The organism is Selenomonas ruminantium subsp. lactilytica TAM6421, assembly GCF_000284095.1.
In the GTDB taxonomy this organism is placed as follows: Bacteria; Bacillota; Negativicutes; order Selenomonadales; family Selenomonadaceae; genus Selenomonas_A; species Selenomonas_A lactilytica.
On record NC_017068.1, the window covers coordinates 1,274,935 to 1,301,065 of the forward strand.

Genomic DNA, 26,131 nt, shown 5'->3' on the forward strand with positions numbered 1-26,131 from the left:
GACATTGTTTACGACGTCACGTTTATGCGGTATAATAGGGGTGATATATAGGGGTTGATGCGGGCGAGGGAGGCTGATGACTTGTGCTGAAGGTATATGCAGTGGAAAGCTTGCGGTCGGGATTGATTGTGGGCCGCGATATTATGGATGAAAATGGCAATGTGCTTATCAGTACAGGTACGGCGTTGACCAAGGAAATGATCTACGGCCTGCTGGATCGGCCGATCTTTTCGGTCTACATTGAGGAGAAAGAGCCGGCGGCAGAGATTCCTGGTCAGGAACATCTGCTGGATGATGAATATACCGACTGTTATAATGCGGTCTATGATCAGCTGGAAAAGATGTTTCAGGAGTTGGCCGAGAACGGGAAATTTGATGCCGCTGAATTGCAGGACCTGATGGATGAACGGAACTTCACGATCCTGAGCGATGGGGCCAAGGCCGTGTCTCAGATCCATAATATGGAGTATCAGGGACCTTATCTGGTACATCATTGCCTGCATGTGGGCATCTTGGCCGGATTGATGGGAAAATGGCTGGGGCTTTCGATATTGGATCAGTATAATCTGGTCATCGCTGGTTTGTTCCTGGATATTGGCAAAATGCGTGTTCCGGCAGAAGTGCTGGATAAGAATGGCAAGCTTACAGATGAGGAATTTGAACTGGTGAAGAAACATGCCCAGTTCAGCTATGATATGATCAGCATGACCACCCTGAATGCCAATCAGGATATCATGCGCGGTGTCCTGCAGCATCATGAACGCTGCGACGGTTCTGGCTATCCCAATCATCTGACCGCGGAAAATATCTCGAGCTTTGGCAAGATTCTGGCCATTCTGGATATGTATGATGCCATGGCCAGTGACCGCATCTTTGCCAAACGCCGCTCTCCTTTTGATGTGTTTGCTACTCTTTATGACGATATCCTTGATGGCAAGCTGGATACGGAATACGGGGTACTGTTCATCAAGCATCTCTGCCATTCCCTGAATGGCAACTGGGTGGGCTTGAGCAATGGTGAAAAGGCGCGGATTGTGTATCTGGATGAAAGCCGGATCCGCTCGTTGCCGGTGGTGCAGACTTTGAATGGTGAGTTTATCGATTTGGGCAAGGAACGGGAGATCAAGGTGACCTGTATATTGACTGCCAATGAGGTAAAATCGTAACGATAGGTATGATAATAGTGGGAGCTATGAAATTTTTCGTAGCTCTTTTATTTTATAGGGAGGAATGACCATGGCTATGGTGCCGAAGTTGAATACGATGCAATTTGATAAAGAAATACCCTTTAAGGTCGTGGCGCCCTTCGAGCCCATGGGGGACCAGCCCCAGGCCATTGCAGACCTGGCGGCAGGCATTGAAAACGGCCAGCAGGCCCAGGTGCTCCTGGGTGCCACGGGTACGGGCAAGACCTATACCATTGCCAAAGTCATTGAGAAGGTGCAGAAACCGACTTTGGTCATTGCCCATAACAAGACCTTGGCGGCGCAGCTGGCCAGTGAGTTCAAGGCATTCTTCCCCGAGAATTATGTGGGCTATTTTGTCAGCTATTATGATTACTATCAGCCGGAAGCCTATATTGCTTCGACGGATACCTATATCGAGAAGGATTCTTCCATCAATGACGAGATTGATGAACTGCGCCATTCGGCAACCTGTTCGCTGTTTGAGCGGCGGGATGTGATTATCGTGGCCTCTGTGTCCTGCATCTATGGCTTGGGCTCGCCGGAAAGCTATCATGAAATGGTATTGTCCCTGCACAAGGGGCAGGAGGTGCCCCGGGAGGATATCCTGCATAAACTGGTGCAGATCCGTTATGAACGCAATGATATCGCCTTTGAGCGCGGCCGGTTCCGGGTGCGGGGGGATGTTATCGAAGTGTTCCCCGCAGGTTATAACAACCGGGCCGTACGCATTGAGTTGTTTGGGGATGAGATTGACCGCATGGTGGAATTCGATGTGGTGACAGGTGAGGTCTATGGGGAACGCACGCATTTGATGGTGTTTCCGGCATCCCACTATGTCACCGAAGATGAAGATATGAAGATTGCCATGAAAGATATCCGGGACGAACTGGACGTGCAGCTCAGGATGTTCCGGGAAAATGGCAAGTTATTGGAAGCCCAGCGCATTGAACAGCGTACCAATTACGATCTGGAAATGATGCAGGAAATGGGCTACTGCTCGGGTATCGAGAATTATTCCCGCCACCTGACCCATCGCAAGGCAGGGGAAGCACCTTATACTCTGTTGGATTACTTTCCTGAGGATTTCCTGATCGTGGTGGATGAGTCCCATGTGACTTTGCCGCAGATACATGCCATGTACGCGGGGGATAGAAGCCGCAAGGTATCGCTGGTGGAAAACGGCTTCCGCCTGCCATCGGCCTTTGACAATCGTCCGCTTACCTTTGAGGAATTTGCCGCCCGCATCAATCAGATCGTCTATGTGTCTGCGACGCCGGGCAAGTATGAGCAGGAACAGGCCCAGCAGGTAGCCCAGCAGGTCATCCGTCCCACGGGCCTAGTGGATCCGGAAATTGAGGTACGGCCCTTGGAGGGGCAGATCGATGATCTGCTCAGCGAGATCCGCCTGCGCATTGAGCGCCATGAGCGGGTATTGGTCACGACGCTGACCAAGAAGATGGCGGAAAATCTGACGGATTTCCTCAAGGAAGCCGGTGTCAAGGTGCGCTATCTCCATTCGGATATCGCCACCATCGAGCGGGCGGAGATCATCCACGATCTGCGGGCTGGGGAGTTCGATGTTTTGGTGGGCATCAACCTGCTGCGTGAAGGCCTCGATATGCCGGAGGTTTCCCTGATTGCCATCCTGGATGCGGACAAGGAGGGCTTCCTGCGTTCCGATACATCTTTGATCCAGATCATCGGCCGCGCCGCCCGCAATGCCAATGGCCGGGTTATCATGTATGCAGACAGGATCACCGATTCCATGAAGCGGGCCATAGATGAAACAGAGCGCCGCCGGGAAATCCAGCAGGCTTATAATAAGGAACACCATATTGTGCCCAAGACCATCAGCAAGCCCATCAAGCCGTTGATCGAGACCACCCTGGTGGCGGAAACGGCGGCTTCCTATACAGCTGGTGAGGGCAAAAAGAAAAAGAAACTGTCCAAGAAGGATAAGGAAAATCTCGTCAAGACGCTGCTGCGGGAAATGCAACAGGCTTCCCGCGCCATGGAATTCGAGCGGGCGGCAGAGCTGCGGGATATGATTTTGGAATTGGATGGAACTTTACCTAAACAAGGAGGGAAATAATGGAACAATTTATCAAAATAAAGGGCGCCCGCGCCCATAATCTTAAAAATATCAATGTGGATATCCCGCGGGACAAGCTTGTGGTAGTTACAGGATTATCTGGTTCGGGCAAGTCCTCGTTGGCTTTTGATACGGTCTACGCGGAAGGGCAGCGGCGCTATGTGGAGTCGCTGTCCTCCTATGCCCGGCAGTTTCTGGGGCAGATGGACAAGCCCGACGTGGATAATATCGATGGCCTGTCGCCAGCTATATCCATTGACCAGAAGACCACCAGCCATAATCCCCGTTCCACCGTGGGCACGGTGACGGAGATTTACGATTACCTGCGTCTGCTCTTTGCCCGGGCGGGGCGGCCCCACTGCCCCAAGTGCGGCAAGCCCATCACCCAGCAGACCGTGGATCAGATGGTGGATCAGATCAAGGAACTGCCGGAGCGCACGAAGCTTTTGATCATGGCTCAGGTAGTGCGGGGCAAGAAGGGGGAGCATCGCAAGATTCTTGACCATATTCGCCATGAGGGCTATGTGCGGGTGCGCATTGACGGGGAAATCTTCGACATCAACGACGACATCAATCTTGAGAAGAACAAGAAGCATACCATCGAAGTGGTCATTGACCGGCTGGTTGTTCGCGAAGGCATGGATCAGCGGCTGGCGGATTCGCTGGAAACGGCGTTGAAGCTGGGTGAAGGCGTCGTCTATGTGCAGATTGTGGATGGCGAAACCTTGATGTTCAGTGAGAACTTCGCCTGCGTGGACTGTGGCATCAGCCTGCCAGAAATCACGCCGCGCATGTTCTCCTTCAACAGTCCTTTTGGGGCCTGCCCGGTTTGTATGGGACTGGGCAGTCATATGGAATTTGACGAGGAACTGGTGATTCCCGATCCTCGGCTTTCCGTGGGGGGCGGTGTGTTTGCGCCCCTGTCGAAAAATCCCCATTCCTATGCCATGTGTGCCATGGCAGCGGTGCTGCGTGATTATGGCTGTGATATGGATACGCCCTGGAAAGATTTGGACAAGAAAACGCAGAAGGTCCTGCTCTATGGCTCGAAAGATGAAAAATTCCGCTTCCACTATGTCAATATGTTTGGCGAGAACAAGGAATACAATGTGGAATTTGAGGGCGTGATGCCCACCTTGTCCCGCCGTTACCATGAGACGGATTCAGATGAGATGCGGGAGTCCTATGAGAACTATATGACGGAGATTCCCTGCTCCGCTTGCCATGGGGCAAGACTTAAACCTGAAACTTTGTCTGTATTAGTGGGCGGCAAAAATATCCATGAAGTTACCAATATGAATATCCGGGAGGCAGAGGAATTCTTCCAGAATCTGGAACTGACGCCGCGGGAAGAAAAGATTGCCAAGCAGATCCTCAAGGAAATCCATGCACGCTTGAATTTCCTGCTGAATGTCGGCTTGGACTATCTGACCTTATCCCGGGCGGCGGGCACTTTGTCCGGTGGCGAGGCCCAGCGTATCCGGCTGGCCACCCAGATTGGTTCCGGTCTGCAGGGGGTGCTCTATGTTTTGGACGAACCCAGCATTGGCCTGCATCAGCGGGACAACAACCGACTGTTGGAAACTCTCAAGAATCTGCGGGATTTAGGCAATACCCTGCTGGTGGTGGAGCATGATGAAGATACCATGTACGCTGCTGACCATATCATCGACATCGGCCCTGGGGCCGGGGAACATGGCGGCCAAGTGGTGGCTCAGGGTACGGCCCAGGAAATCATGCAGGTGCCCGAGTCGGTGACTGGTCAATACCTGTCCCGCAAGAAATTTATTCCTGTGCCCTCCCGCCGTCGTCCGGGGAATGGCAATTTCCTTGAAGTGGTCGGTGCGGCAGAAAACAATCTCAAGGACATCAATGTGAAATTCCCCCTGGGCACTCTGACCTTGGTAACGGGCGTGTCCGGTTCAGGCAAGAGTACCCTGGTCAATGAGATCCTTTACAAGGGCATTGCCTCCCGTCTCTACCATGCCAAGGGCAAGCCGGGGAAGCATAAGAAGATCAAGGGGCTGGAACATATCGACAAGATCATCGATATTGACCAGCAGCCCATTGGCCGCACCCCCCGTTCCAATCCGGCAACTTATACCGGCGTTTTTGACGCCATTCGGGATCTGTTCAGCCAGACCAGCGAAGCCAAGGTGCGCGGCTATAAGCCGGGACGCTTCAGCTTCAATGTGAAAGGGGGGCGCTGTGAAGCCTGCAAGGGCGATGGCATCTTGAAAATAGAAATGCATTTCCTGCCGGATGTCTATGTGCCCTGCGAGGTCTGCAAGGGAGCCCGCTACAATCGGGAAACTTTGGAAGTCCGCTACAAGGGCAAGACCATTGCTGATGTGCTGGATATGACCATCGATGAAGCAGTGGCTTTCTTTGCCAATGTCCCCCGTATTGCCCGGAAGCTGCAGATCATTCAGGATGTGGGGTTAGGCTATATCAAGCTGGGGCAGCCGGCTACCACTTTGTCCGGCGGCGAAGCCCAGCGCGTGAAACTGGCCACGGAACTATCCCGCCGCAGTACGGGCAAGACGCTCTACATCTTGGACGAGCCCACTACGGGGCTTCATTCGGCGGATATCCATAAGCTGTTGGGGATTTTGCAGCGGCTGGTGGATGGGGGCGATACCGTCGTGGTCATTGAGCATAATCTCGATGTGATTAAGACGGCGGATTATATTATCGACCTGGGGCCTGAAGGGGGAGATAAGGGAGGCACCATTGTGGCCTCTGGCAGACCCGAAGATATCGTGAAGGTTCCGGCGTCTTACACTGGGAAATTCCTGAAACCCTTGCTTGAAGAGAAGAATGAATAATAATTCGCACCATTGATTCGTGGCATATGACGCAGGGCCGGGGCATTGGCTGTCCTTCGCTATGGTGCTTAGCTAAAACCGATTTTTGCCTTTCAATTCAGTATCTGTAAAAGTCAAAACTCGCTGCGCTCAGACAGCAGACTTTTACAGATAGAACGGATGTAGGCAAAAATCGGTTTTTTTACGCTAAGCGCCATACGCTGCGGACAGTCAACGCCCCGGCCCCGCTTCTTTTGCGGCGGAATGAATGGTTGATGGCGGACGCATTTATTTAGTGTCGGCTTTGCTTTGTATGCGGGGATTGTGGCGGGGCGTTGACTTTTGACATTTGACTTTTGACATGTCAAATAACCGATTAAGTTTCTGCTTTTTTATTCGATATACAAGATGTAATGGAGTATGTTTGTTCAAGGAGGTGTCTTTATGCGGATATTGCCGAATCTTCCCCGGAGGGAGCTGGATGCTTATGTCAGGCAGCCAACTGGATTTCTACCCATAATTTTCTGCTCCATGAAGCGGCCAGTGCCCGGCAGAATCAGGATGCCATGAAGAAGGCCAATGATCAGATGTCCCGAGTGATGCAGACGGCCAGCCGCATTATGCATGGGCGGAAGGTATCCCCCGCAGATGAGAAGGAGTTGATGGAGTTTAACAAAGACCTTTACGCCATGGCCAAGAGTGCCGCAGCTTTGGAAGAGCATCGCCGCAAGCGGGAAGAGGAGCGGGAGGATGAAAAGATTTCGGCGGATAATGACCGGGCCCGGGAGTACGATTCGGAGCCTAAGGATTACAGTGTGGAGGAAACACCTATGCCCAAGATGGCTACGGAGATGACCGTGGATTTTGGGGGGCGAAATGCCCGCGATTGATGGTGTGTGTGCCGTGTTGATGGAATGAATCTATATTGGTAATGTCGAAAAGGAGGGCTTATCTTGAAGGAAAAACTAACGGTTGAGAAAAAGGATGCGACAGCCTGGACGGCGAAAAAGAATGCGGCGGTTTATCAGCAGCTGGATTTTCACGACAAACGCGAAGGGGAGTTCGCGCGGCGGGGATTGATGGCGGCACCAGAGGCTTTGGAAATACGGAATGCAGCCGGAGAGGTGGTGTGGAGTCAGGCTGCTTATGCCTTTTTGGACGAGATGAAGAAAGCACCTGACACAGCGAATCCGAGCCTCTGGGAAAATACGAAGAACAATCACATTGCGGGGCTCTTTGAGGTCACCAAAGGCATTTACCAGGTGCGGGGCTTTGATATGGCTAATGTGACATTGATTGCCGGAGATACAGGCTGGATTGTCTTCGATACCTCCATGGCGGTGGAGACGGCAAAGGCAGCCATGGAGCTGGTCGAGAAGCATTTGGGCAAGCGGCCTGTCAAAGCTGTCATTATTTCTCATCCACATATCGACCATTTCGGTGGTGTCAAGGCCTTCCTGACCGATGAGGAAGCGGCGGATCGCTCGCTGCCGATTGAGGAACAGATTGCCAGCGGCAAGATCCCTGTCATCGTGCCCCAGGGGTTTACCAAGTCTGCTATGGAAGAGAATCTTTATGCAGGCAGCGCCATGGGGCGGCGGGCCAGCTATCAGTATGGCGTTTTCCTGGAAAAAGGGCCCCGGGGCGGTCTGGGCATTGGCATTGGCATGGGCCAGGCCCGGCGGGGCACTTCTTCCTTTATCCTGCCTACCTGGGAAATCAAGGAGACGGGGGAATCAATGGTCATCGATGGGGTGGAGATGGAATTCCAGATGACGCCGGGGACAGAAGCGCCCGCGGAGATGAATACCTATTTCCCCCAGAAAAAAGCCCTGTGGCTGGCGGAGAACTGTACCTGCACCCTGCATAATCTCTATACTCTGAGGGGGGCTCAGGTACGGGATGGCAATGCCTGGGCCAAGTACATCATGGAGGCGGCGGCTCTTTATGGCGATAAGACTGAGGTGACTTTCCAGTCCCACAATTGGCCGCACTGGGGGAAGGATTTGATTCGCGATTACTTGCTGGATACGGCGGCAGTCTATAAATTCATCAACGATGAGACATTGGCCCTGTTGAATCTGGGGTACACTGCTGACGAAATCGCCCATACCATTGAACTGACGCCTATGCTGGCGAAAAACTGGTATACCCGTCAGTATTATGGCACGGTGTCCCATGATGCCAAGGCGGTCTATCAGAAATTCATGGGCTGGTATGATGCTAATCCCATTCATCTGCACAAGCTACCGCCGGAGGAGAGCGCGAAAAAGTGGGCCGAGTACCTGGGCCTGGGCAGCGTGGAGGCTGTTTTGAAGAAGGCCCGGCAGGATTTTGTGGCTGGGGAATACCAATGGGTGGCGGAGCTGACCAATAAGCTGGTCTTTGCCGACCCCGGGAATACCGAGGCCCGTCGGCTCTGTGCCGATGCCTTCGAACAGCTGGGGTATCAGGCGGAATCTGGCCCCTGGCGCAACTGCTATCTGACGGGAGCCGTGGAACTGCGCCATGGCAATTTGATGTTGAAGGTGCCCAATCGCCCCGGTTTTGGTGGCGATATGATGGCAAACCTCACCCCGGAAATGGCCTTTGATTATATGGGGATTTTGCTGGATAGGCAGGCCACGGCAGAGGAGAATGCTGCCATCCGCTTCGAGCTTACCGATATCAAGGAAACGTATACTGCCTATCTGCGTTACGGCGTGCTGCTCTACGCCAAAGAAGCACGGCCGGTGGATACTGTGGTGAAGTGTCCTGCCAAGGCCCTGTTGCTGCTGATGGCAGGAATGGCGGACAAATTCCGCCAGGCAGCGGAGATTACGGGAGATGCTGCCCCTATGGAGCTGTTGATGAATTCGTTGAACCGCTTTGTGGGCGGCAAGCCCGGGGATTTCAATATTGTGGAGCCATGAGTGGGGGTACGCTATGTCTGATTTTTTGGAGTATTACAATCCGACGAAGCTCTTTATTGTCGGCAAGGTTATGTTTGTGCTTAACCTCGCCATATTCCTGCGTAATCTCTGGCGGCTGCCACCGGTTATCGCTGTACTGCTATTGATTGCCACCCTATCCTGTTCCCTGCCGATTTTGTTCCGCCATCGTCAGCAAAGCATCGGCGATACTGTGTTTTTCAAGCGTATCATCCTGCCGGGCTTTTTGGGGCTGACGTTATCCATCCTGCTGATTGCAGGACTGGTGGACTGGGCACGGCTGCCTTATGGTCTGAGCCATCGGGAGGCTATGGGGCTGTTCTTTGAAAGCAAGGGAATGTTCTTCCTGGTCATGTCCAACGTGGCTCTGGTGCAGATGGTGTTGCAGGAGGCCATACCAAAGGGCGAGCGCAAGCATTATCTCTTGTTGTTGGTCCTGCCGTTGGCTCTGCTGCTACTGGTATAGAAAAAATGTCCCACAGGGAATTGCTCCCGTGGGACATTTTTTGCGGCTGGTTATGCTGCCTGTTCTGTATGCATATAGGCCGCTTCGTCCAGCATGTTCTCGTTTTTCGACAGGGCCGTGGTCACGGCGATGTCACCGATGGTGTTGATGGTAGTGCGGAACATGGAGGTCAGCGGGTCAATACCCAGCACGATGGCCGAGGCTTCTACGGGCAGGCCGAAGGAAACGATGATGGAGGTCAGGCAGACAAAGGAACCGCCCGGCACCCCCGGAGCCCCGATGGACAGGGCCACAACGGTGACGAAGAGGGCCCCGATAAAGGCCGGCGTCATTTCGAGGCCGTACATTTTCGCCAGCAAAATTGCCTGAATGGAAAAATAGAAGCAGCCGCCGTCCATATTGACCGTAGCCCCCAAGGGGATGGAGAAGGAGGACAGCTTCGGCGAAACCCCCATTTTTTCCGTGCAGAAGCGCATGGTGAAGGGCATGGCGGCGGTGCTGCTGCCCATGGAAATGGCCACCGGCACGAAGCTGCCGATTTTCTTCAGGAAAGGCAGCGGAGAGATTTTTCCCATCAGCACCATGACCGTGGCATAGATGCCCAGCATGGCGATGGCACCGATAAACTGTCCTACCAGCACCCGGCCCAGGAGCAGCAAGGAGTCAGTGCCCACGGTGAACATCAAGGCCATCATGGACAGAAAGGCAATCAACGGGATGAACTGGGCCAGCAGGGTGATGACACGCAGGCAGAAGGTATTCATGGTTTCAATGAAGTTTTTCAGCAGTTGGGCTTTTTCCCCCAACATATTGATGGTTATGCCGAAGAGCACAGAGACGAAAATGATCTGCAGCATATCCCGATTCACAATGGGGGCCACGAGATTTTCCGGCACCACGTTCACAATCATATCCAACAGGGAAATGCTCATCCTTTCGCCGCCGCCACTGACAGTCCCCATCTGTGGCACGGCGCCGTGGAAGATAAACAGGCCGATGATGATGCTGAGGGTTGTGGCAATTATGGTGGTACACATGTAAGTGCCCACCAGCTTGCCGCCGATGCGGCCGATATCCGAAGCGTTGGAGATGCTGGTTATGCCGGAGATGATGGAGAAGAACACCACCGGGGCAATCATCATATTCAGGGAATTGAGGAACATGGTGCGGATGCTGCCGATGATGTTCTTGTTCAGCATGGCGATGAAATCCGGCGAGAGCATTTCCTGGATAAGGGCCCCGGCCAGAATGCCCATGACCATGGCGAACAGGGTATAGCGAATCTGCTTGTTGCCCGCTTCATGGACTTTGATGGTGACGATGTTCTTTCCATTGCTGTGGGTATAGGAAAGCATTTCTTTTTTGGACTTCAATACGATTGTCCGCTGATAGTCCGGATCTTCTTCGTTCCATTCCGTCAAAACCTGCAATGGATTGTAGGCCTTACCGATGGTTTCCATGCGCACGGAAATATCGCCGAAGTGCTTTTGCAAAGAGACCTTGACATGGACTTCGGGGCGCAGGGAAAGCTGCAGGGAGTAGATGTGCTCCAAAAGCTGCCTGGCTGTCGCTGCTTCTTTGGTGGATACCCCCAGCTTTAGCAGCGATTCGCCAATGGCTGCGATGGTCTCTCGGAATGTTTCGCCTGTCAGCTCAAAAGTACGCCATCGTTCAAACATTGTTTCCCCTCCTTATTTTTATTATGGAATAATCCCTATATACCATAATAGCGATTTGGCGCCTTAGATTCAAGTGATTTTTGGCAATTTTCCGACATGATGATAACTTAGCAGCAAAATACTTTGATGTCTCAGCCAAGGGCTGTGTTATAATGGAAAAGAAACCGTAATGAAGAAAAGGTGATAGATTTGCAGACAGTCAGCAATGTATTGAATTTAGTGAAGGCAGCAATTATGCCTGCTTTGGAGCAAGCTCGTGTGGTGGTGGACGCCACGGCAGGCAATGGGCATGACACTTTGTTTTTGGCGGAGCATACTTCTGACTTGGCCAAAATCTACGCCTTTGATATTCAGGAAGCAGCCCTTGACAATACCCGGCAGCGGACGGCAGAATATGCCGGCCGCATCGAATATGTGCTGCGCAGCCACGCAGAGATTGGGGCGGTGGTGGCGGAGAATATTGATCTGGCCATTTTCAATCTGGGTTATCTGCCGGGGCAGGAACATGCGTTGACTACCAGGAAGGAGAGCACTTTGCTGGCGGTGCAGCAGGTATTGGAGAAACTGAGTCTTAACGGCGTGTGCGTGATTGTGGCTTATCCGGGCCATGAGGCCGGAGCGCAGGAGGCAGAGATGCTGGAGGAATTTCTGCAGCATCTGCCGCGAAAGAATTATACGGCAGGCTGTTATCGCCTGCTGAATCACATGCGGACAGCGCCATATGCTTATGTGGTGGAAAAAGTTCGTTGAACAGAGTCTGAAACGGAAGATAAGAAAAAATCCGAAAGGCATCCTTGTTGGAGCTTTCGGATTTTTTACGTAATCTGTGTTATTCGGCATCGAAGAGAGGCAGGGCCTCCAGGAAGATGATATCCGTGCGCTTGGCGGCATCGCCTTCAGCCAGCACGCAGGCCTGACCGATTACCTTGCCACCGGCTTCTTCGGTGAGCTCTGTGAGAGCTTTCATGGAACCGCCGGTGCTGATGACATCATCCAGCAGCAGGACATTCTTGCCTTTGAGGCGGTCAACGTCTACGCCATCGAGGCAGAGCTTCTGCACGCCTTTGGTGGTGATGGAGATATCTTCCACCCAGACAGCATTTTCCATATAAGCCTTGACGGATTTGCGGGCTACCACATAGCGTTCCATGCCCATCTCCCGGGCCAGGTCGGCAGCCAAGGGAATGCCCTTGGTTTCTGCGGTGAGAATCACATCCGTATCGGCCGGAATCTTCTTGGCCAATTCTTTGGCGCAGGCCAACGTCAGATTCGGATCACCCAGCATGATGAAACCAGCAATGGCCAGTTTGTCCGTGACATTCAAAATGGGCAGCGAACGCTTGCAGCCGGCTACCGTCAGGTCGTAAAATCTATTTGCCATATTAAAATACCCCTCGCTTGAGAATTTCGTGTAAGGGCAATGCTTACTGAGATATTATACGCTCTTTTGTCCCGCCATGCAAATATTATTGTACGGAAAGTGCGAAATTGTGTAAAATAGGTATAGTGCAGAACGGAGGAGGTTGATTTTTTGCGTATTTTATTATCGAATGATGATGGTGTGAAAGCGGCAGGCATCGAAGCTTTGGTGCAGGCCCTGTATAAGGAACATGAAGTGATCGTGGCTGCGCCCATGCAGCAGCAGAGCGGTATGAGCAATGCCCTGACCATTGGCAAGCCCATTGAAGTGGCACGGGACAATGCTCTGGAAGATAAATACGGCATTGAGGCCTGGGCCATCGGCGGCACGCCGGCAGATAGTGCCAAACTCTATATTGAAGCCTTTATGACGGCGGATAAGCCGGTGGATCTGGTGATTTCCGGTATCAACCACGGGGCAAATCTCGCTACGGATATCCTTTATTCCGGTACGGTGGGCGCCGCCATGGAAGGATATTTCCACGACATTCCCGCCTTTGCCCTGTCGCTGGATGTGGACAGCCAGCTGAGCTATCAGGAGGCGGCAAATATCTTTGCCCAGGATTTTCTAAAACTGATGCCGGAGAATGGCAAATGCTTCCTGTTCAATTTGAACTTTCCCTTGTTCCTGAAGGATGATGTGCCTCAGTATGTCTTTGGCCGGCAGGGCAAGCGGGATTATCTCAATGCCTTTACGAAAGAAGAACGGGACGGCAAGGTTTTCTATACCATGGCGGGGGAAGTCTATGACCGGGACAAGGGAGACGCCACGGATATCTATGCCACGGAACAGGGCTATATCTCCATCACGCCCTTGGTGGCTGATTTGACGGATTATATGGAGTTGGACAAGCGGCTGGAAAAATAAGATGACGGCGGCAGCGTTTTCATGTTACAATAAAGTTTGAAATTTTTCGCTTATATACAATATATACAGTAGCAGGGAGGATATTACCATGAAATCAATGATTCGCGATATCAAGCTGGCTCCGTCCGGTCATGACAAAATCGAGTGGGTAAAGAACTTTATGCCGGTTATGCGGGCAGTGGACGAGGAATTCTCCAAGACCAAGCCTTTTGCCGGAAAAAAGATGGTGATTACCCTGCACCTGGAGGCCAAGACGGCCTATATGGCAGAGGTGTTCATGCATGCCGGGGCAGAAGTGGCCATCACGGGCAGCAACCCGCTGTCCACCCAGGACGATGTGGCGGCAGCCCTCGTGGAAGATGGTGTCAATGTCTTTGCCTGGCATGACTGCACGGAGGAAGAATACTTCAATTTCATCGATGAAGCCCTGAAGATTGAACCGGATTTCATCATCGATGATGGCGGCGATCTTGTGCATGCCCTGCATACCACCCATCGCGATCTGCTGCCGAAAATCGTCGGCGGTTCTGAGGAGACCACCACGGGTGTCCATCGCCTGCGCGGCTTGGCCCAGGAGGGCAAGCTGGAGTTCCCGATGATTGCGGCCAATGATGCCTATATGAAGTTCCTGTTCGACAATCGCTATGGCACGGGCCAGTCCACTTGGGACGGCATCATGCGGACCACGAATCTCGTGATTGCGGGCAAGACCGTGGTTATCGCTGGCTATGGCTGGTGCGGCAAGGGCGGTGCTATGCGTGCCCGCGGGCTCGGTGCCAACGTCGTGATTACGGAAGTAGATCCGATTAAGGCCATTGAAGCAGTCTTTGACGGTTTCCGCGTGATGCCCATGGACGAAGCGGCAAAGATTGGTGATATCTTCCTGACGCTGACTGGCGATAAGGACGTTATCGTCAAGCGTCATTTCGAGTCCATGAAGGATGGCGCTATGCTGGCCAACTCCGGTCATTTTGACTGCGAAATCAACATTCCGGAACTGGAAAGCCTGTCCAAGTCCCGCCGCAAGGTGCGCAATAATATCGAAGAATTCCTGCAGCCCGATGGCCGCAAAATCTACTTGCTGGCCGAAGGCCGTCTCGTAAATCTGGCTGCTGGCGACGGCCACCCGGCTGAAATCATGGACCTGTCCTTCGGTGTGCAGTTCTTCTCCATGATGCACCTCTTGGAACATGGCCAGGAACTGGCGAAGGAAGTTCACCTGATGCCCAATGAGGTCAATGTGAAACTGGCCGAGCTGAAATTGAAATCCTTGGGAATGGCCATCGACACGCTCACGCCGGAACAGCGGGCTTATCTCAATCTGGAATAATTAGGAGGAAGAATCTTGAAGACTTTAATCAAAGACGTATATGTGGTGCTGCCGGATGGCACGACGCCACTGACTAATATCATGCTGGATGGCAATAAGATTGCCGCTATCGGTGAAGTGCCGGAGGATTTCCGTCCGGGCAAGATCATCGATGGCAAGAATCATCTGGCTGTGCCGGGCTTTGTCAACGCCCATACCCATGCATCCATGACGCTCCTGCGCAGCTATGCAGATGATATGGCCTTGATGGACTGGCTCAATAATATGATCTGGCCTGCAGAAGCCAAGATGGATGAAGAGGATATCTATTGGGGCGCCATGCTGGCCATGGTGGAAATGGTGCGTTCCGGTACCACCACCTTTGCCGATATGTATGGGCCTTATATGAACCGGGTAGCGGAAGCCACCATGGACGCCGGTATCCGCGGCGTGCTCTGCCGTGGCATCATCGGTGTGGCACCGGACGGAGAAAAGAAGCTGCAGGAAAATGTGGAACTTTACAAGGATTTCCATGGTGCCAATAATGGCCGTATCTCTGTAATGTTTGGCCCTCATGCTCCCTATACCTGCCCACCGGATTTTCTGAAAAAGGTATCCAAAGCGGCACAGGATTTGGGCGCAGGCATCCATATCCATATGCATGAGACGAGAATCGAGGTAGAGGACTCCCTCAAGCAGTATGGCAAGCGTCCGTTTGCCTGGGTAGAAGAAACGGGCATCTTTGACAATGACCATGTACTGGCTGCGCACTGCGTGCATCTGGATGACAACGATATTGAAATCATCAAGAAACATAAGATTGCGGTTGCACATAACCCAGGCAGCAATATGAAACTGGCCAGCGGTTTTGCGCCGGTAACCCGTCTGCTCAAAGAAGGCGTAGTCACGGCTTTGGGTACGGACGGCGCCTCCTCCAACAACAATCTGGATATGCTGGAAGAGGTAAATCTGGCGGCTATGCTGCATAAAGTCAACGAGTACGATCCGCTGGCTGTTCCTGCATTTGAGGCCTTGAAGATGGGCACGGAATACGGTGCCAAGGCTGTAGGTATCGATAATCTGGGCCGTCTGGAAGCCGGGGCAAAGGCCGATATCGCCCTTTGGGATATGAACAGCGCCGCCTGGTTCCCACGGAATAATCTCGTTTCCCTGCTGGTCTATGCCGCAAATTCTAGCTCCGTGGATACCCTTATCTGCGATGGTCAGATTGTCATGGAAAACCGCGAGCTCAAAACGCTGGATGAAGAGCGTATCTTCTTCGAGGCCCAGCGCTGTGCTGAGCGTCTCACAAAGTAATATGGTTGAGGTGATCCCTTGAGTAAGAAAGTAGCGGAGCGCAAGACTGCTCCGCGGCGCAGAAAGGCCTCCGGCAGGAAGAAGGCAGCGGCCAAACCTGCCGCCAATCCCGAACGCAAGTATGAACTATGGGGCCTTTTCTTAGTGGCGGTAAGCCTTATCTCCATTTGTGGTCTTTGCGGCCTGAATGTCGGCTTTGTCGGGGTGTACTTTGCCAAATGCCTGCATTATATGTTTGGCGTTGGGGCAATCGTTATTTCCTTGCTGATTCTATTGATTGGCTATCAGTATATTGTCAAGCATCATGGATTGGTGTACAGCCCCAGATTTTTCGGCTTGGGACTGCTGTTTCTGTCGGTGCTGGCTATCTGGCATCACTGTGTCATAGATCCCGGAGCAGAAATCCTGCCGGAAAGCCTGCCCAAAGGCGGTGGGCTGCTGGCAGGCGGACTGCTGCTGATCCTGCGCAAGTTCTTTGGCGTGGATGGCTCCATAATCCTGCTGGGGGCCGGCGTGATCGGCTCCATCCTGCTGAGCACCACCTGGTCCTTGGCCAATGGCGTCCTGCGTACCCAGCGCACAGCGGCCAAAAGTGCCGCCGCCACAGGCAAGGCTATGGCCGTAGCCTATGAGAAGGTGGCCGATGTCAGTGAACGGATGGAAGAAAAAGTGGTGGAGAAGGTCAAATCCTCCTTTTACAATCAGGAGGACGATGACCATTTTGCCCAGGCGCCACTGGATAGCACGGCGAAAGAAAAGCCGGAAGCAGTTGTGGCGGCTGATACCTTGGCAGAAGAACCTGCTGCGGAAGATCTGCCTAAGTTTACCATCGAATATGGCCGCAGTGACGATGAGCCGGAAAATGAGGCTGAAGAGGAAGAAATGGGGCTGGCTGAGGATTTTGTGCCCCTTGACATGTCAAATGACCGGTCAAATCTGACACGTCAGATTGACATTCAACCAGCTATCCATGTGGCCCAGCCTAAACCTGTGGCGCCTTCGGCCAAACCGATGAAGGATGCAGCCAAGCGTACTGCCATGCCCAGCTATGGGGAAATCGCCCCCATCAGGCCGGCGGCGGCAATCCTGGACGGCTCGGAAAAGGCTGTGGAGGAAGTGCCTAAGCCTGTCAAGCCCTATGAACTGCCCAAGGTCACGGAAATCCTGAGCAAACATGTCAAGGCCAAGAATACGGAACTGGAGCGGGAGATTGCCGATAACGCGATAACCCTGCAGCAGACTTTGGCTGACTTCAAGGTCAAGGCCAATATCCTCAATGCCTGCCACGGGCCAGCGGTTACCCGCTATGAGCTGGAGCCGGCCCCTGGGGTGAAAGTCAGCAAGATCACCAATCTGGCAGACGATATTGCCCTGCGTCTGGCAGCGGCCTCTGTGCGCATCGAACAGATTCCCGGCAAGAGCGCCATCGGCATCGAGGTGCCCAATAAGGAACTGGAAGGCGTGCAGCTGCGGGAGGTATTGGAAAACACCAAGTTCGACAAGGCAAAATCCAAGCTTACCGTCGGTCTGGGCATGGATATCGGCGGTCAGGGCATCTTTGCCGATCTGGGCAAGATGCCCCATCTGCTGGTGGCCGGTGCCACAGGTTCAGGTAAGTCCGTCTGCATCAATACCCTGATTACCAGCATTCTCTTCAAGGCCAAGCCGGATGAAGTGAAGTTTATCCTGGTGGATCCCAAGATGGTGGAGCTGTCCAATTACAACGGCATTCCCCATCTGATGGTGCCGGTGGTGACAGACGCGAAGAAAGCAGCATCGGTACTCAACTGGTCGGTACAGGAAATGGAGAAGCGCTACAGCAAGTTTGCGGAAAAGGGTGTCCGCAATATGCAGGGCTATAATGACAGTTTCCCCGATGATAAGATGCCGGCCATCGTCATCATCATCGACGAGTTGGCCGACCTCATGATGGTAGCCCCCCATGACGTGGAAGATGCCATCTGCCGCCTGGCTCAGAAGGCCCGTGCTGCCGGCATCCATATGGTGCTGGCAACCCAGAGACCGTCTGTAGACGTTATCACAGGCATTATCAAGGCCAATGTGCCGTCAAGAATTTCCTTTGCGGTGTCCAGTCAGATTGACTCCCGTACAATCCTCGACCGCAGCGGTGCTGAAAAGCTGCTGGGCCGCGGCGATATGCTCTTTTTCCCCATCGGTGCCTCCAAGCCCCGCCGTGTGCAGGGTGCTTTTATCAGCGATGGGGAAGTGGAAAAGCTGCTGGATTTCATCCGCGCCCAAGGACAGGAAATGGAACCCAATGAGGAAATCGAAGCCTTCACCCAGCGGGAAATGGAAGCAGCCAATGAAGAAGAAAGCGGCAAAGGCGGTGCCCGCAGTGCACCGAAAACCGATGCCTTGCTGAATGATGCGGTCAATCTCGTCATGAGCACCGGACAGGCCTCGGCCTCCAGCATCCAGCGCCGCTTCCATATCGGCTATACCCGGGCCGCAAGGCTGATTGACACCATGGAAGAGCTCAACATCGTGGGCCCCAACCTGGGCAGCAAGCCTCGGGAGATATTGATGACAACAGAAGAAGCATTGGACGTGCTGGCAAATACATGATGATATGTGGGCGGTTTGACAGGTCAAATTTGATAAGTCAAACTGCCTGCTTTTGTTTGTGAAATTGAGGTAATTGCATTGGTAAAACTAACAGGTTACTATCAGCTGCCGGGCGCATTGCCGCAGTCGGTAGATTTTGAGGACTTATTCGACAAATCGTTCATGCGCAAGTATACGAACTATCGTACTTTCGAGAAATTCCTGCAGGGTGGCAGATTCCATATCACATCCCAGCAGGAGTTCGAGGCCCTTCCCGAAGAGCAGATGGACAAACACGTTGCCAGGACTACAAGATTTGGTAGTTGGGCAGAAATGATTGACTTCGCAACGGATATCTACGCACGGAAACAGATGCAGCAATAAGTGCAGGCAGGTTTTTTCAGAGCTTTATTGCCCTTTTCGCCATAATTCGCTATAATAGGTTCGTTGAAAAAAATTCGAGGTGTACGAGATTGCATATTGTATTGATAGAGCCGGAGATTCCCGGCAACACGGGTAATATTGCTCGGCTTTGTGCCGCTACCGGCATTGAACTCCATCTGGTCAAGCCCTTGGGCTTTTCGACGGATGACAAGCATTTGAAGCGGGCGGGGCTGGATTACTGGCATTTGGTCAAGGTTCATTATCACAAGAACTTTGATGAGGTGCTGGAAAAATACCCGAACCATAATTTTTACTATTGTTCCACGAAGGCTCCCCATGCCCATACAGAGGTACAATATACTTCTGAAGATATGCTGGTATTTGGCAAGGAGTCGGCGGGGATTCCCGAAGAAATCCTCAATGAGCATTGGGATTCCTGTGTGCGCATTCCCATGATTGAGGATGCCCGTTCCCTGAATCTGTCCAATGCCGTGGCGGTGGTGGCTTATGAAGCCCTGCGGCAGCTGGATTTCGGGCAGCTTGAGGAAGTCGGCCCGGGACTGCGTATGTGGAAGAAATAAAGAGGTAAAAAGGAAGAGAAAGCAACAATGATTAATGAAAATTTCCTGGCGGCATGCCGTGAATTTCTCCAACCGGAGCAGATCATGTTGGATGCTCCCATGAGTGAACATACTACCTTCAAGATTGGCGGCCCTGCAGACTGCCTGCTGAAACCGGCCAATTTGGGTGAAACGCAGAAGATTCTCCAGCTGGTCAAGGAATATGAGCTGCCATTGACCTTCGTGGGCAATGGTTCCAATATGCTCGTGCGAGATAAGGGAATCCGTGGGGTAGTGGTGAACTTTGCCGATACGATCAATACCATCAAGGTGGAAGGCACGAAGATGACTGTGGGGGCTGGTGCACTGCTGAAGGATGTGGCTGAGGCTGCTGCCAAGCATAGCCTAGCCGGTATGGAATTTGCCTGCGGCATCCCGGGCAGCATGGGCGGCGCCGTCTTTATGAATGCCGGCGCCTATGGCGGCGAGACCAAGAGTGTGGTCAAGGGCGTCCGTGCTGTTACCCGCGAGGGGGAAATCAAGACCTATGCGTTGGATGAACTGGAGCTGGGCTATCGTCATAGCATTTTCCAGAGTAATGGCGAAGCTATTGTGGAAGTGGAGTTGGAACTTACCCCCGGCAGCGAAGAGGAAATCCGGGCCGGTATCGCTGACTACACCAACCGCCGGGAAAGCAAGCAGCCTTTGGAAATGCCCAGTGCCGGCAGCACATTCAAGCGTCCGGAAGGCTATTTTGCCGGTACGCTGATTGACCAGACAGGCCTTAAAGGCTTGTCCGTAGGCGGTGCCCAGGTTTCCACCAAGCATGCCGGCTTTGTGGTCAACAAAGGCGGCGCAACTGCAGCCGATGTGGTGAACCTCATTCATGAAGTGCAGAAACGGGTTAAGGAAGCCCACGGTGTGGAGCTGCAGCCCGAAGTGCGCATGATTGGCGAAAAATAAATAAGCAGGAATTTTCCACTCCTTTACGGAATTATACCTATATAAATCCGAAAGGAGTGGATTTTTATGCGGTTGGAATTTTTGGGCGCAGCCCATACCGTGACAGGTTCCTGCTATCTTTTGGAGACGCAGGAAAAGCAATTCCTTATTGATTGTGGCATGTTCCAAGGAGCACGGCGGATCCGGGAGCTGAATTATGAAAGCTTTCCTTTTAATCCTGCAGGGATAGATGCCGTCATCCTGACGCATGCCCATGTGGATCATTGTGGTCTGATTCCGAAACTCGTGAAAGATGGTTTCAAGGGCACAGTATATGCCACCCAGGCTACCTGCGATCTGGCACAGATCATGCTGCCGGATTCAGCTTTTATCCAGCAGTCGGATGCGGAATCCTTCAATCGCAAGAACCAACGGCGGGGCGAGGAGCCCGTGGAGCCGATCTATTCCATTGACGATGCGATGGATGCGCTGAAGCATTTTGTGCCCATGCCTTATGAGCAGGAATTCACTTTGGGAGATAATGTCAAGGTCAGATTCTTTGATGCCGGCCATATTATCGGTTCCGCTATTGTGGATCTGCAGGTGACGGAAGGGGAAAAGATCACAAAACTGGTCTTCTCCGGCGACTTGGGGCAGCCCAAGCAGCCTATCATCAAAGATCCCACCGTGATTACCGGAGCGGATTTCCTCGTGGTGGAATCCACCTATGGCGATCGCAAGCATAAGACCTATGATAAAGAGACAAAGCTTCTGGAAATCGTCAATGACACCATGGATAGGGGCGGTAATGTGATCATTCCCTCTTTTGCCGTGGGGCGTACGCAGACGCTGTTGTATTATTTCTATAATCTGTGGAAACAGGGACGCCTGGACGGGGATATTCCCATCATTCTGGACAGCCCGCTGGCCATCAATGCCACCCGTATCTTTATGAAGAATTATCAGGAGTTCAGTGAAGAAGCCATCAAGATGTTTGGCAACAGCGAGAAGCTGACGGAATTTCCGCAGCTCAGGATCTGCAAGAGTCCCGAGGAATCACGGGCCTTGAACAGTTCCGAGGGTTCGGCCATCATCATCTCGGCTTCGGGTATGGCCGATGCCGGACGTATCCTGCACCATCTGAAACACAATCTTTGGCGGCCGGAATCCACCATCCTCTTTGTGGGCTATCAGGCTGAAGGCAGTTTGGGGCGGCGGCTGGTGGAAGGCATCAAGCGCGTGCGTGTCATGGGTGAGGAAGTGGCGGTCAAAGCTCAGATTCAGGTTATGAACGGTTTTTCTGCCCATGCCGATACGGACCAGCTTATGGATTGGATCACGAATTTCCAAAATCCCAAACCGGCCAAGATTTTCATCGTCCATGGTGAGGCGCAGGGGCAGGAGTTCATGAAGAGCCGCATTCAGAAGGAATATCAGGGGGAAGCCTATATCCCGTTCCGTGGGGACGCTGTCGTTATTCATGGTCGGGCCTGTGAGTTGCAGCCTTCCAATATTCCCGAGGTTTCTGTGGAAGTGGAGATGGAAGAACAACTGGCTATCTTCGATGCCGAATATCGTAGCCTGCGGCATAAGGTCCTGCAACTGGCTGTCCGTCAGCCCAAGACCATGGAGCCGCTATTGAAGGCCATCACCAAAGGGTTCAATTATCTCAAGAAGCTTTTTGCTCCGTTCAATATATAAAATGTATATAGATGTATACCGGATAACTGTCTTGACGCTTGACCGTATAATTGATATATTAAATGAGTTAGAGAATGAAATATCGTTTTTTCGGAGGATATAGAATTTAATGGAGTTTATTGAACGCGTCAAGAAAATCAGTAATGCCTGGGAGCCGGAGCTCTGCCGCCATACGGTAGATCGTGACGAACGGGTGTGCATGGATATTTATCATACAGGTGCATTGGTGCCGGAACGTCATAAGATGACCATGGAACGGGCAACAGAATATATCAGTGGTATGGCAGCGGTAATGGATATCAAAAGCATGTTGCGGGATATTGACCATATCACCATACGCAGTGATAAGGATAGCCGGATGATCTATCGGCTGACAACCCGCTTTGGCTATGCGGAAGAAGAATTCAAGGCTGTTTAAGGATAAATTATTTTATTGTATTGACAATAAAAAAAATTTATGCTAATATTTGTCTTGTAAACGAACCAATAGAATATAGGTTGGGTCAGGTGTCATAGACTTAATAGGGAAGTCGGTATAAGCCGACGCGGTCCCGCCACTGTAACAGGGAGTTTATCTGCATAGTTACGTCACTGGAGATTTTTCTTTGGGAAGGCGCAGATAAATGATGATCTGGAGCCAGGAGAACTGCCTGATTAACAATCGCCGTTTGACCTGCGAGTGATGGGGATGGAGATTTATCGGTACTGAAAAGTTCTTGGAGCCTGAGTTAGTGTGGGTATTTTCGAGTAGCGTAAATAAGCTCTTCCCTACGCGGGAGGAGCTATTATTTTGCCTATTTTTGTCGAAAAGTTTTTCCTGTTAGTGGACTAACAGGGAGAAATGCTCATACATTTCATTCAGTTCTATGGATTGGCTGTGTTCGTCGCAGCAGCTCCGATAGCTATATCGGGGCTTATTTTTTTCCATTTACATAGGGACAGTGTTCCCAAAAGACTATCGGGGATAGTGGATATTAATTTGAGGGGAGTCTTTGGACACCATGGAAGCACTTTGTATCGGATTAGCACTTTTAGGACTTATGTATTTTGCCTACCGTGGCTGGTCAATCATCTTGATTGCGCCATTTTTCGCGGGATTGGCGGCACTGGCCAGTATGTTTGATATCCTGCCGGTGTATAGTGAACTTTACATGACGAGATTGGCGGAGTATGTCAAGACGTATTATCCAGTCTTTCTCTTCGGTGCAGTGTTCGCTAAATTGATGGAAAAAGGTGGGCTGGCCTCGGCTATTGCCGGTAAGATTGTGGATGTGTTAGGGGAAAAACGCGCCATACTCGCCGTGCTGATGGGCTGTGGTGCCTTGACTTATGGCGGTTTGTCTGTATTTGTCGTGGCTTTTGTCATGTATCCCTTTGGCGCGGTGGTATTCAAAAAAGCGGATATTCCGAAACGGCTGCTGCCGGCGGCTTTGTGGGTTGGTATTTTCTCTTTCGCTATGGTATCCCTTCCTGGAACTCCGCAAATTCAGAATATTATTCCGTCCTCTTATTTTCAGACAAGTACTTGGGCTGCACCAGGGATCGGCCTGTTTGCCTCTCTGCTGTTCCTGCTGATCGGCTGGGGCTGGATTGGCCGCCGGGCAAAACTTTTGCAGGCACAGGGCGAGGGCTATGGCGATCATGGCAGTGATGGCCAGAAGAAACGTCATCCGAAAATCAATATTCCCTGGTACTGGGCTATGGTACCGCTGCTTATGGTCATTGTGATCAACGTGATCCTTTCCAATCCTTTTGGCTGGGAATGGGGCTTCCATTGGAATGAGGAAAGCCTGGCAGCCTTTGTGCCTTTGAAATTAACCTTGCTGGCTTCTCATGTAGGTAAGGTTTCGGCTATCTGGTCCATCAGCGTGGCCTTGATTCTGAGCAGTATGGCAGCTGCCTATATTGGCCGTCATCGCCTGAAGGTGACGGATGGCTTCCTGCCCACGGTTAACTATGCAGCCTTGTCCTCCGGTTCGGCAGCACTTAATGTTGCTTCCGGTTATGCATTCGGCTGCGTTATCACGGCAATGCCGGGCTTTGCACCGGTGACGGAATGGCTGGTAGGCATTGCGGCATCCTTTGGCCCGCTTTTGTCTGCGGTTATCACCACGAACATCATGTGTGGCATCACCGGCTCGGCCTCTGGTGGTCTGACCATTGCTTTGTCGGCGTTAGGTGATCAGTGGGCTGCGATGGCGATTGCCGCCGGAATCCCGCTGGAAGTTCTCCATCGTATCGTGGCAGTGGCTTCTGTCGGTATTGACCCTGTGCCACACTGTGGTGCTTTGGTAACCTTGTTGGCCATCTGTGGTTTGTCCCATAAGGAGTCCTATTTCGATATTGCCATGATTATGGGCATGAAGTTCTTAGTGCCGTTCCTGTGCATCCTGTTCTATATGCTGACGGGCATCTGTTGATTGGTTAAAAATTAAAGTCCGGCATAACTGTTTCTGGAGCGTTTGACGCGAAGCGTCTCAGCGCAGGAAACAGTTATGCCGGACTTTTTAGCTTGCATGGAGTAAAAGAATCAAGTATTTTTTAATGGCTCATAGGCATCCGTATGAAGGAATTCCCGTTCGACCACTTCACCATTCTGCATCCATAAGCGATAAAGTGAAGGCCGCATGGTACTGCCCTCGGTGACCAGTGCAATGCTCTTGCCCGCCAGATCGGCTTTCGTTCCCAAGACGTAAACGGTCAGGGCGCTGCCACTGTTGGCAACGGTCAGGTAAACAGGATGGGGCAGGGGGTTGCGGAAGACAAAGTCGATCAGGCCGTCGGCCACGGTCGCATCCCGGCCGGCGGGAACATAGCTCGATGAGGCAAAATGACCTGTCCGTTCCACTGGTGTAAGGCCTGCCAGCAAAACGGCATTGTAAAGCGTAGAACTTACCTGACAGACACCGCCGCCCACATCAATGGCGTGTTCACCGTAGACGATAACTCCGGCATTCTTATAACCGGCATCGCGGGTACGGGGACCGACAATGGAATTGAAGGACAGGGTGGAGCCGCTGCGGATCAGTGCGCCCTGCAGGTGGCTGGCTGCCAGCCCGATATTGTCCCCGCGGTCGCCGGGATAGAACCGGGTGGTGTAGGAGCCCAGGATGCCATCCATAGCGGCCAGATCCGTATCCTGCACAAAAGGAGGCTGTTCAGCGGGTGTCAGCTCTTTTTGCACCGTCAGGTTAAAGGTCTTGAAATCCGGCGCAAGTTCTGCGGCAAGCGGCGTGATATCCAGGTTGAGTCCCGTGATGGCATGTGTTTTGTGGATGCTGCCATCAGCTTGCAGGGTAACAGTACCGTTCACGGGCTGGGTGTCGATGGCTTTTTTGATTTCTGATAATTTGTCATTCAGCAGATTCTCATCGAAACTGGCATCCATGGTAACGGTTTTGCCGAAGATGGCATAGCGCATCTGATTGAGCATGTTTTCCATCGGGGTTCCGTCGCGCCCTATGTTATAGGCTGCCTCAGTGGCTTCGTCCACGTTGCCATGAAGGTTGATATCGGATGGATCGATCTGAAAGATCCGCTCCTTATAGCTGAGGACAGCCGCTTTGCGCTGCAGCTTGCTGTCGGCGAGCTTGGCAAAGTACTTACGCGCCTCGGCCTTGGTCAGGCCAGCAATCGTATGACCGTCAGACTGTACGCCCATGACGATCTTGTCCTTATTGGAGACGGTAACGGAAATGCAGCCGATGGCGAAGATAGAAAGAACAGTGCCCAGAGTAGCCAATGCTACAATCTTGCCCAAGGATTGATTGGATATATTCGCTATATTCATGAAAAAGAAACACCCCTTAAAGAAATTTCTTAATTTAACAATATTATACTTTTTTTAGTCTATGGGCGCAATGGGGAGGATTAGATAACTTTGTTTTTTTGACTTTTTTGTCATT

At 52.2% G+C, this 26,131-nt stretch carries 20 protein-coding genes and 1 riboswitch; of the genes, 17 read left to right on the forward strand and 3 right to left on the reverse strand.

Going from position 1 to position 26,131, the window contains the following annotated elements; all coding sequences use genetic code 11:
• Positions 1-83: 83 nt before the first annotated feature.
• From SELR_RS06035 to SELR_RS06060, 6 genes are all read left to right on the forward strand, one after another.
• Entirely contained in the window at positions 84-1,166 is a 1,083-nt protein-coding gene (locus SELR_RS06035; RefSeq protein WP_014424324.1) for an HD-GYP domain-containing protein, read from the forward strand.
• A 70-nt stretch (positions 1,167-1,236) separates the two neighbouring features.
• Positions 1,237-3,279: an excinuclease ABC subunit UvrB gene (gene uvrB, locus SELR_RS06040; protein WP_014424325.1), complete on the forward strand. Its 2,043-nt coding sequence runs from the start codon at positions 1,237-1,239 to the stop codon at positions 3,277-3,279.
• On the forward strand, positions 3,279-6,107 hold the full coding sequence (uvrA, locus tag SELR_RS06045; protein WP_014424326.1) for an excinuclease ABC subunit UvrA: 2,829 nt from the start codon (positions 3,279-3,281) through the stop codon (positions 6,105-6,107). Before uvrB ends, uvrA begins: the two co-directional genes overlap by 1 nt.
• Before the next feature lie 392 nt (positions 6,108-6,499).
• Positions 6,500-6,976, forward strand: coding sequence for a hypothetical protein (locus SELR_RS06050; protein WP_014424327.1), 477 nt, complete (start codon positions 6,500-6,502; stop codon positions 6,974-6,976).
• Positions 6,977-7,039: 63 nt separating this feature from the next.
• Entirely contained in the window at positions 7,040-8,998 is a 1,959-nt protein-coding gene (locus SELR_RS06055) for an alkyl/aryl-sulfatase (protein WP_014424328.1), read from the forward strand.
• Between the two features lie 13 nt (positions 8,999-9,011).
• Positions 9,012-9,482: a hypothetical protein gene (locus SELR_RS06060; RefSeq protein ID WP_014424329.1), complete on the forward strand. Its 471-nt coding sequence runs from the start codon at positions 9,012-9,014 to the stop codon at positions 9,480-9,482.
• Between the two features lie 50 nt (positions 9,483-9,532).
• On the opposite strand, the gene SELR_RS06065 is transcribed toward SELR_RS06060, so the two are convergent.
• Positions 9,533-11,161 carry a dicarboxylate/amino acid:cation symporter gene (locus SELR_RS06065; RefSeq protein ID WP_014424330.1) on the reverse strand — a complete coding sequence of 543 codons (1,629 nt, stop codon included), beginning with the start codon at positions 11,159-11,161 and terminating at the stop codon, positions 9,533-9,535.
• 189 nt (positions 11,162-11,350) lie between these two features.
• Between SELR_RS06065 and mnmM the strand changes: the two genes are divergently transcribed.
• Positions 11,351-11,911 (forward strand): tRNA 5-(aminomethyl)-2-thiouridylate-methyltransferase MnmM, encoded by a 561-nt coding sequence (mnmM, locus tag SELR_RS06070; protein WP_014424331.1) that lies wholly within the window; start codon positions 11,351-11,353, stop codon positions 11,909-11,911.
• Between the two features lie 79 nt (positions 11,912-11,990).
• Here the strand turns inward: mnmM and SELR_RS06075 are convergent, their stop codons facing one another.
• A complete protein-coding gene (locus SELR_RS06075) occupies positions 11,991-12,542 on the reverse strand; it encodes a phosphoribosyltransferase family protein (RefSeq protein ID WP_014424332.1) in 552 nt (183 codons plus the stop codon).
• Between the two features lie 150 nt (positions 12,543-12,692).
• Between SELR_RS06075 and surE the strand changes: the two genes are divergently transcribed.
• From surE to SELR_RS06125, 10 genes are all read left to right on the forward strand, one after another.
• Positions 12,693-13,448 carry a 5'/3'-nucleotidase SurE gene (surE, locus tag SELR_RS06080; protein WP_014424333.1) on the forward strand — a complete coding sequence of 252 codons (756 nt, stop codon included), beginning with the start codon at positions 12,693-12,695 and terminating at the stop codon, positions 13,446-13,448.
• Positions 13,449-13,536: 88 nt separating this feature from the next.
• Positions 13,537-14,778 carry an adenosylhomocysteinase gene (locus tag SELR_RS06085; RefSeq protein WP_014424334.1) on the forward strand — a complete coding sequence of 414 codons (1,242 nt, stop codon included), beginning with the start codon at positions 13,537-13,539 and terminating at the stop codon, positions 14,776-14,778.
• 15 nt (positions 14,779-14,793) lie between these two features.
• Entirely contained in the window at positions 14,794-16,074 is a 1,281-nt protein-coding gene (locus SELR_RS06090) for an amidohydrolase (RefSeq protein WP_014424335.1), read from the forward strand.
• Positions 16,075-16,092: 18 nt separating this feature from the next.
• Entirely contained in the window at positions 16,093-18,660 is a 2,568-nt protein-coding gene (locus SELR_RS06095; RefSeq protein ID WP_014424336.1) for a DNA translocase FtsK, read from the forward strand.
• A gap of 78 nt (positions 18,661-18,738) precedes the next feature.
• The gene (locus SELR_RS06100; protein WP_014424337.1) at positions 18,739-19,023 is read left to right on the forward strand and encodes a hypothetical protein; all 285 of its coding nucleotides are present in this window, start codon (positions 18,739-18,741) and stop codon (positions 19,021-19,023) included.
• Between the two features lie 89 nt (positions 19,024-19,112).
• Entirely contained in the window at positions 19,113-19,604 is a 492-nt protein-coding gene (gene trmL, locus SELR_RS06105) for a tRNA (uridine(34)/cytosine(34)/5-carboxymethylaminomethyluridine(34)-2'-O)-methyltransferase TrmL (protein WP_014424338.1), read from the forward strand.
• A 27-nt stretch (positions 19,605-19,631) separates the two neighbouring features.
• Positions 19,632-20,546: a UDP-N-acetylmuramate dehydrogenase gene (gene murB, locus SELR_RS06110; protein ID WP_014424339.1), complete on the forward strand. Its 915-nt coding sequence runs from the start codon at positions 19,632-19,634 to the stop codon at positions 20,544-20,546.
• A 66-nt stretch (positions 20,547-20,612) separates the two neighbouring features.
• The gene (locus SELR_RS06115) at positions 20,613-22,226 is read left to right on the forward strand and encodes an MBL fold metallo-hydrolase (protein WP_014424340.1); all 1,614 of its coding nucleotides are present in this window, start codon (positions 20,613-20,615) and stop codon (positions 22,224-22,226) included.
• Positions 22,227-22,335: 109 nt separating this feature from the next.
• Positions 22,336-22,644: a hypothetical protein gene (locus SELR_RS06120; protein ID WP_014424341.1), complete on the forward strand. Its 309-nt coding sequence runs from the start codon at positions 22,336-22,338 to the stop codon at positions 22,642-22,644.
• 70 nt (positions 22,645-22,714) lie between these two features.
• Positions 22,715-22,894, forward strand: a riboswitch (cobalamin riboswitch).
• Positions 22,895-23,227: 333 nt separating this feature from the next.
• Positions 23,228-24,646 carry a GntP family permease gene (locus SELR_RS06125; RefSeq protein WP_041914618.1) on the forward strand — a complete coding sequence of 473 codons (1,419 nt, stop codon included), beginning with the start codon at positions 23,228-23,230 and terminating at the stop codon, positions 24,644-24,646.
• 110 nt (positions 24,647-24,756) lie between these two features.
• Here SELR_RS06125 and SELR_RS06130 read toward each other — a convergent pair whose 3' ends face one another.
• Positions 24,757-26,016 (reverse strand): VanW family protein, encoded by a 1,260-nt coding sequence (locus tag SELR_RS06130; protein ID WP_014424343.1) that lies wholly within the window; start codon positions 26,014-26,016, stop codon positions 24,757-24,759.
• Between the last annotated feature and the right edge of the window lie 115 nt (positions 26,017-26,131).

Excerpts from the sequence above, each read along its gene's own strand:
- uvrA (WP_014424326.1), top strand. The coding sequence starts at position 3,279 with ATGGAACAATTTATCAAAATAAAGGGCGCCCGCGCCCATAATCTTAAA.
- SELR_RS06115 (WP_014424340.1), top strand. The coding sequence starts at position 20,613 with ATGCGGTTGGAATTTTTGGGCGCAGCCCATACCGTGACAGGTTCCTGC.
- SELR_RS06130 (WP_014424343.1), bottom strand. The coding sequence starts at position 26,016 with ATGAATATAGCGAATATATCCAATCAATCCTTGGGCAAGATTGTAGCA.
- SELR_RS06120 (WP_014424341.1), top strand. The coding sequence starts at position 22,336 with ATGGAGTTTATTGAACGCGTCAAGAAAATCAGTAATGCCTGGGAGCCG.
- SELR_RS06085 (WP_014424334.1), top strand. The coding sequence starts at position 13,537 with ATGAAATCAATGATTCGCGATATCAAGCTGGCTCCGTCCGGTCATGAC.
- SELR_RS06065 (WP_014424330.1), bottom strand. The coding sequence starts at position 11,161 with ATGTTTGAACGATGGCGTACTTTTGAGCTGACAGGCGAAACATTCCGA.
- murB (WP_014424339.1), top strand. The coding sequence starts at position 19,632 with ATGATTAATGAAAATTTCCTGGCGGCATGCCGTGAATTTCTCCAACCG.
- SELR_RS06125 (WP_041914618.1), top strand. The coding sequence starts at position 23,228 with ATGGAAGCACTTTGTATCGGATTAGCACTTTTAGGACTTATGTATTTT.
- SELR_RS06060 (WP_014424329.1), top strand. The coding sequence starts at position 9,012 with ATGTCTGATTTTTTGGAGTATTACAATCCGACGAAGCTCTTTATTGTC.
- SELR_RS06050 (WP_014424327.1), top strand. The coding sequence starts at position 6,500 with ATGGAGTATGTTTGTTCAAGGAGGTGTCTTTATGCGGATATTGCCGAA.
- SELR_RS06075 (WP_014424332.1), bottom strand. The coding sequence starts at position 12,542 with ATGGCAAATAGATTTTACGACCTGACGGTAGCCGGCTGCAAGCGTTCG.
- uvrB (WP_014424325.1), top strand. The coding sequence starts at position 1,237 with ATGGCTATGGTGCCGAAGTTGAATACGATGCAATTTGATAAAGAAATA.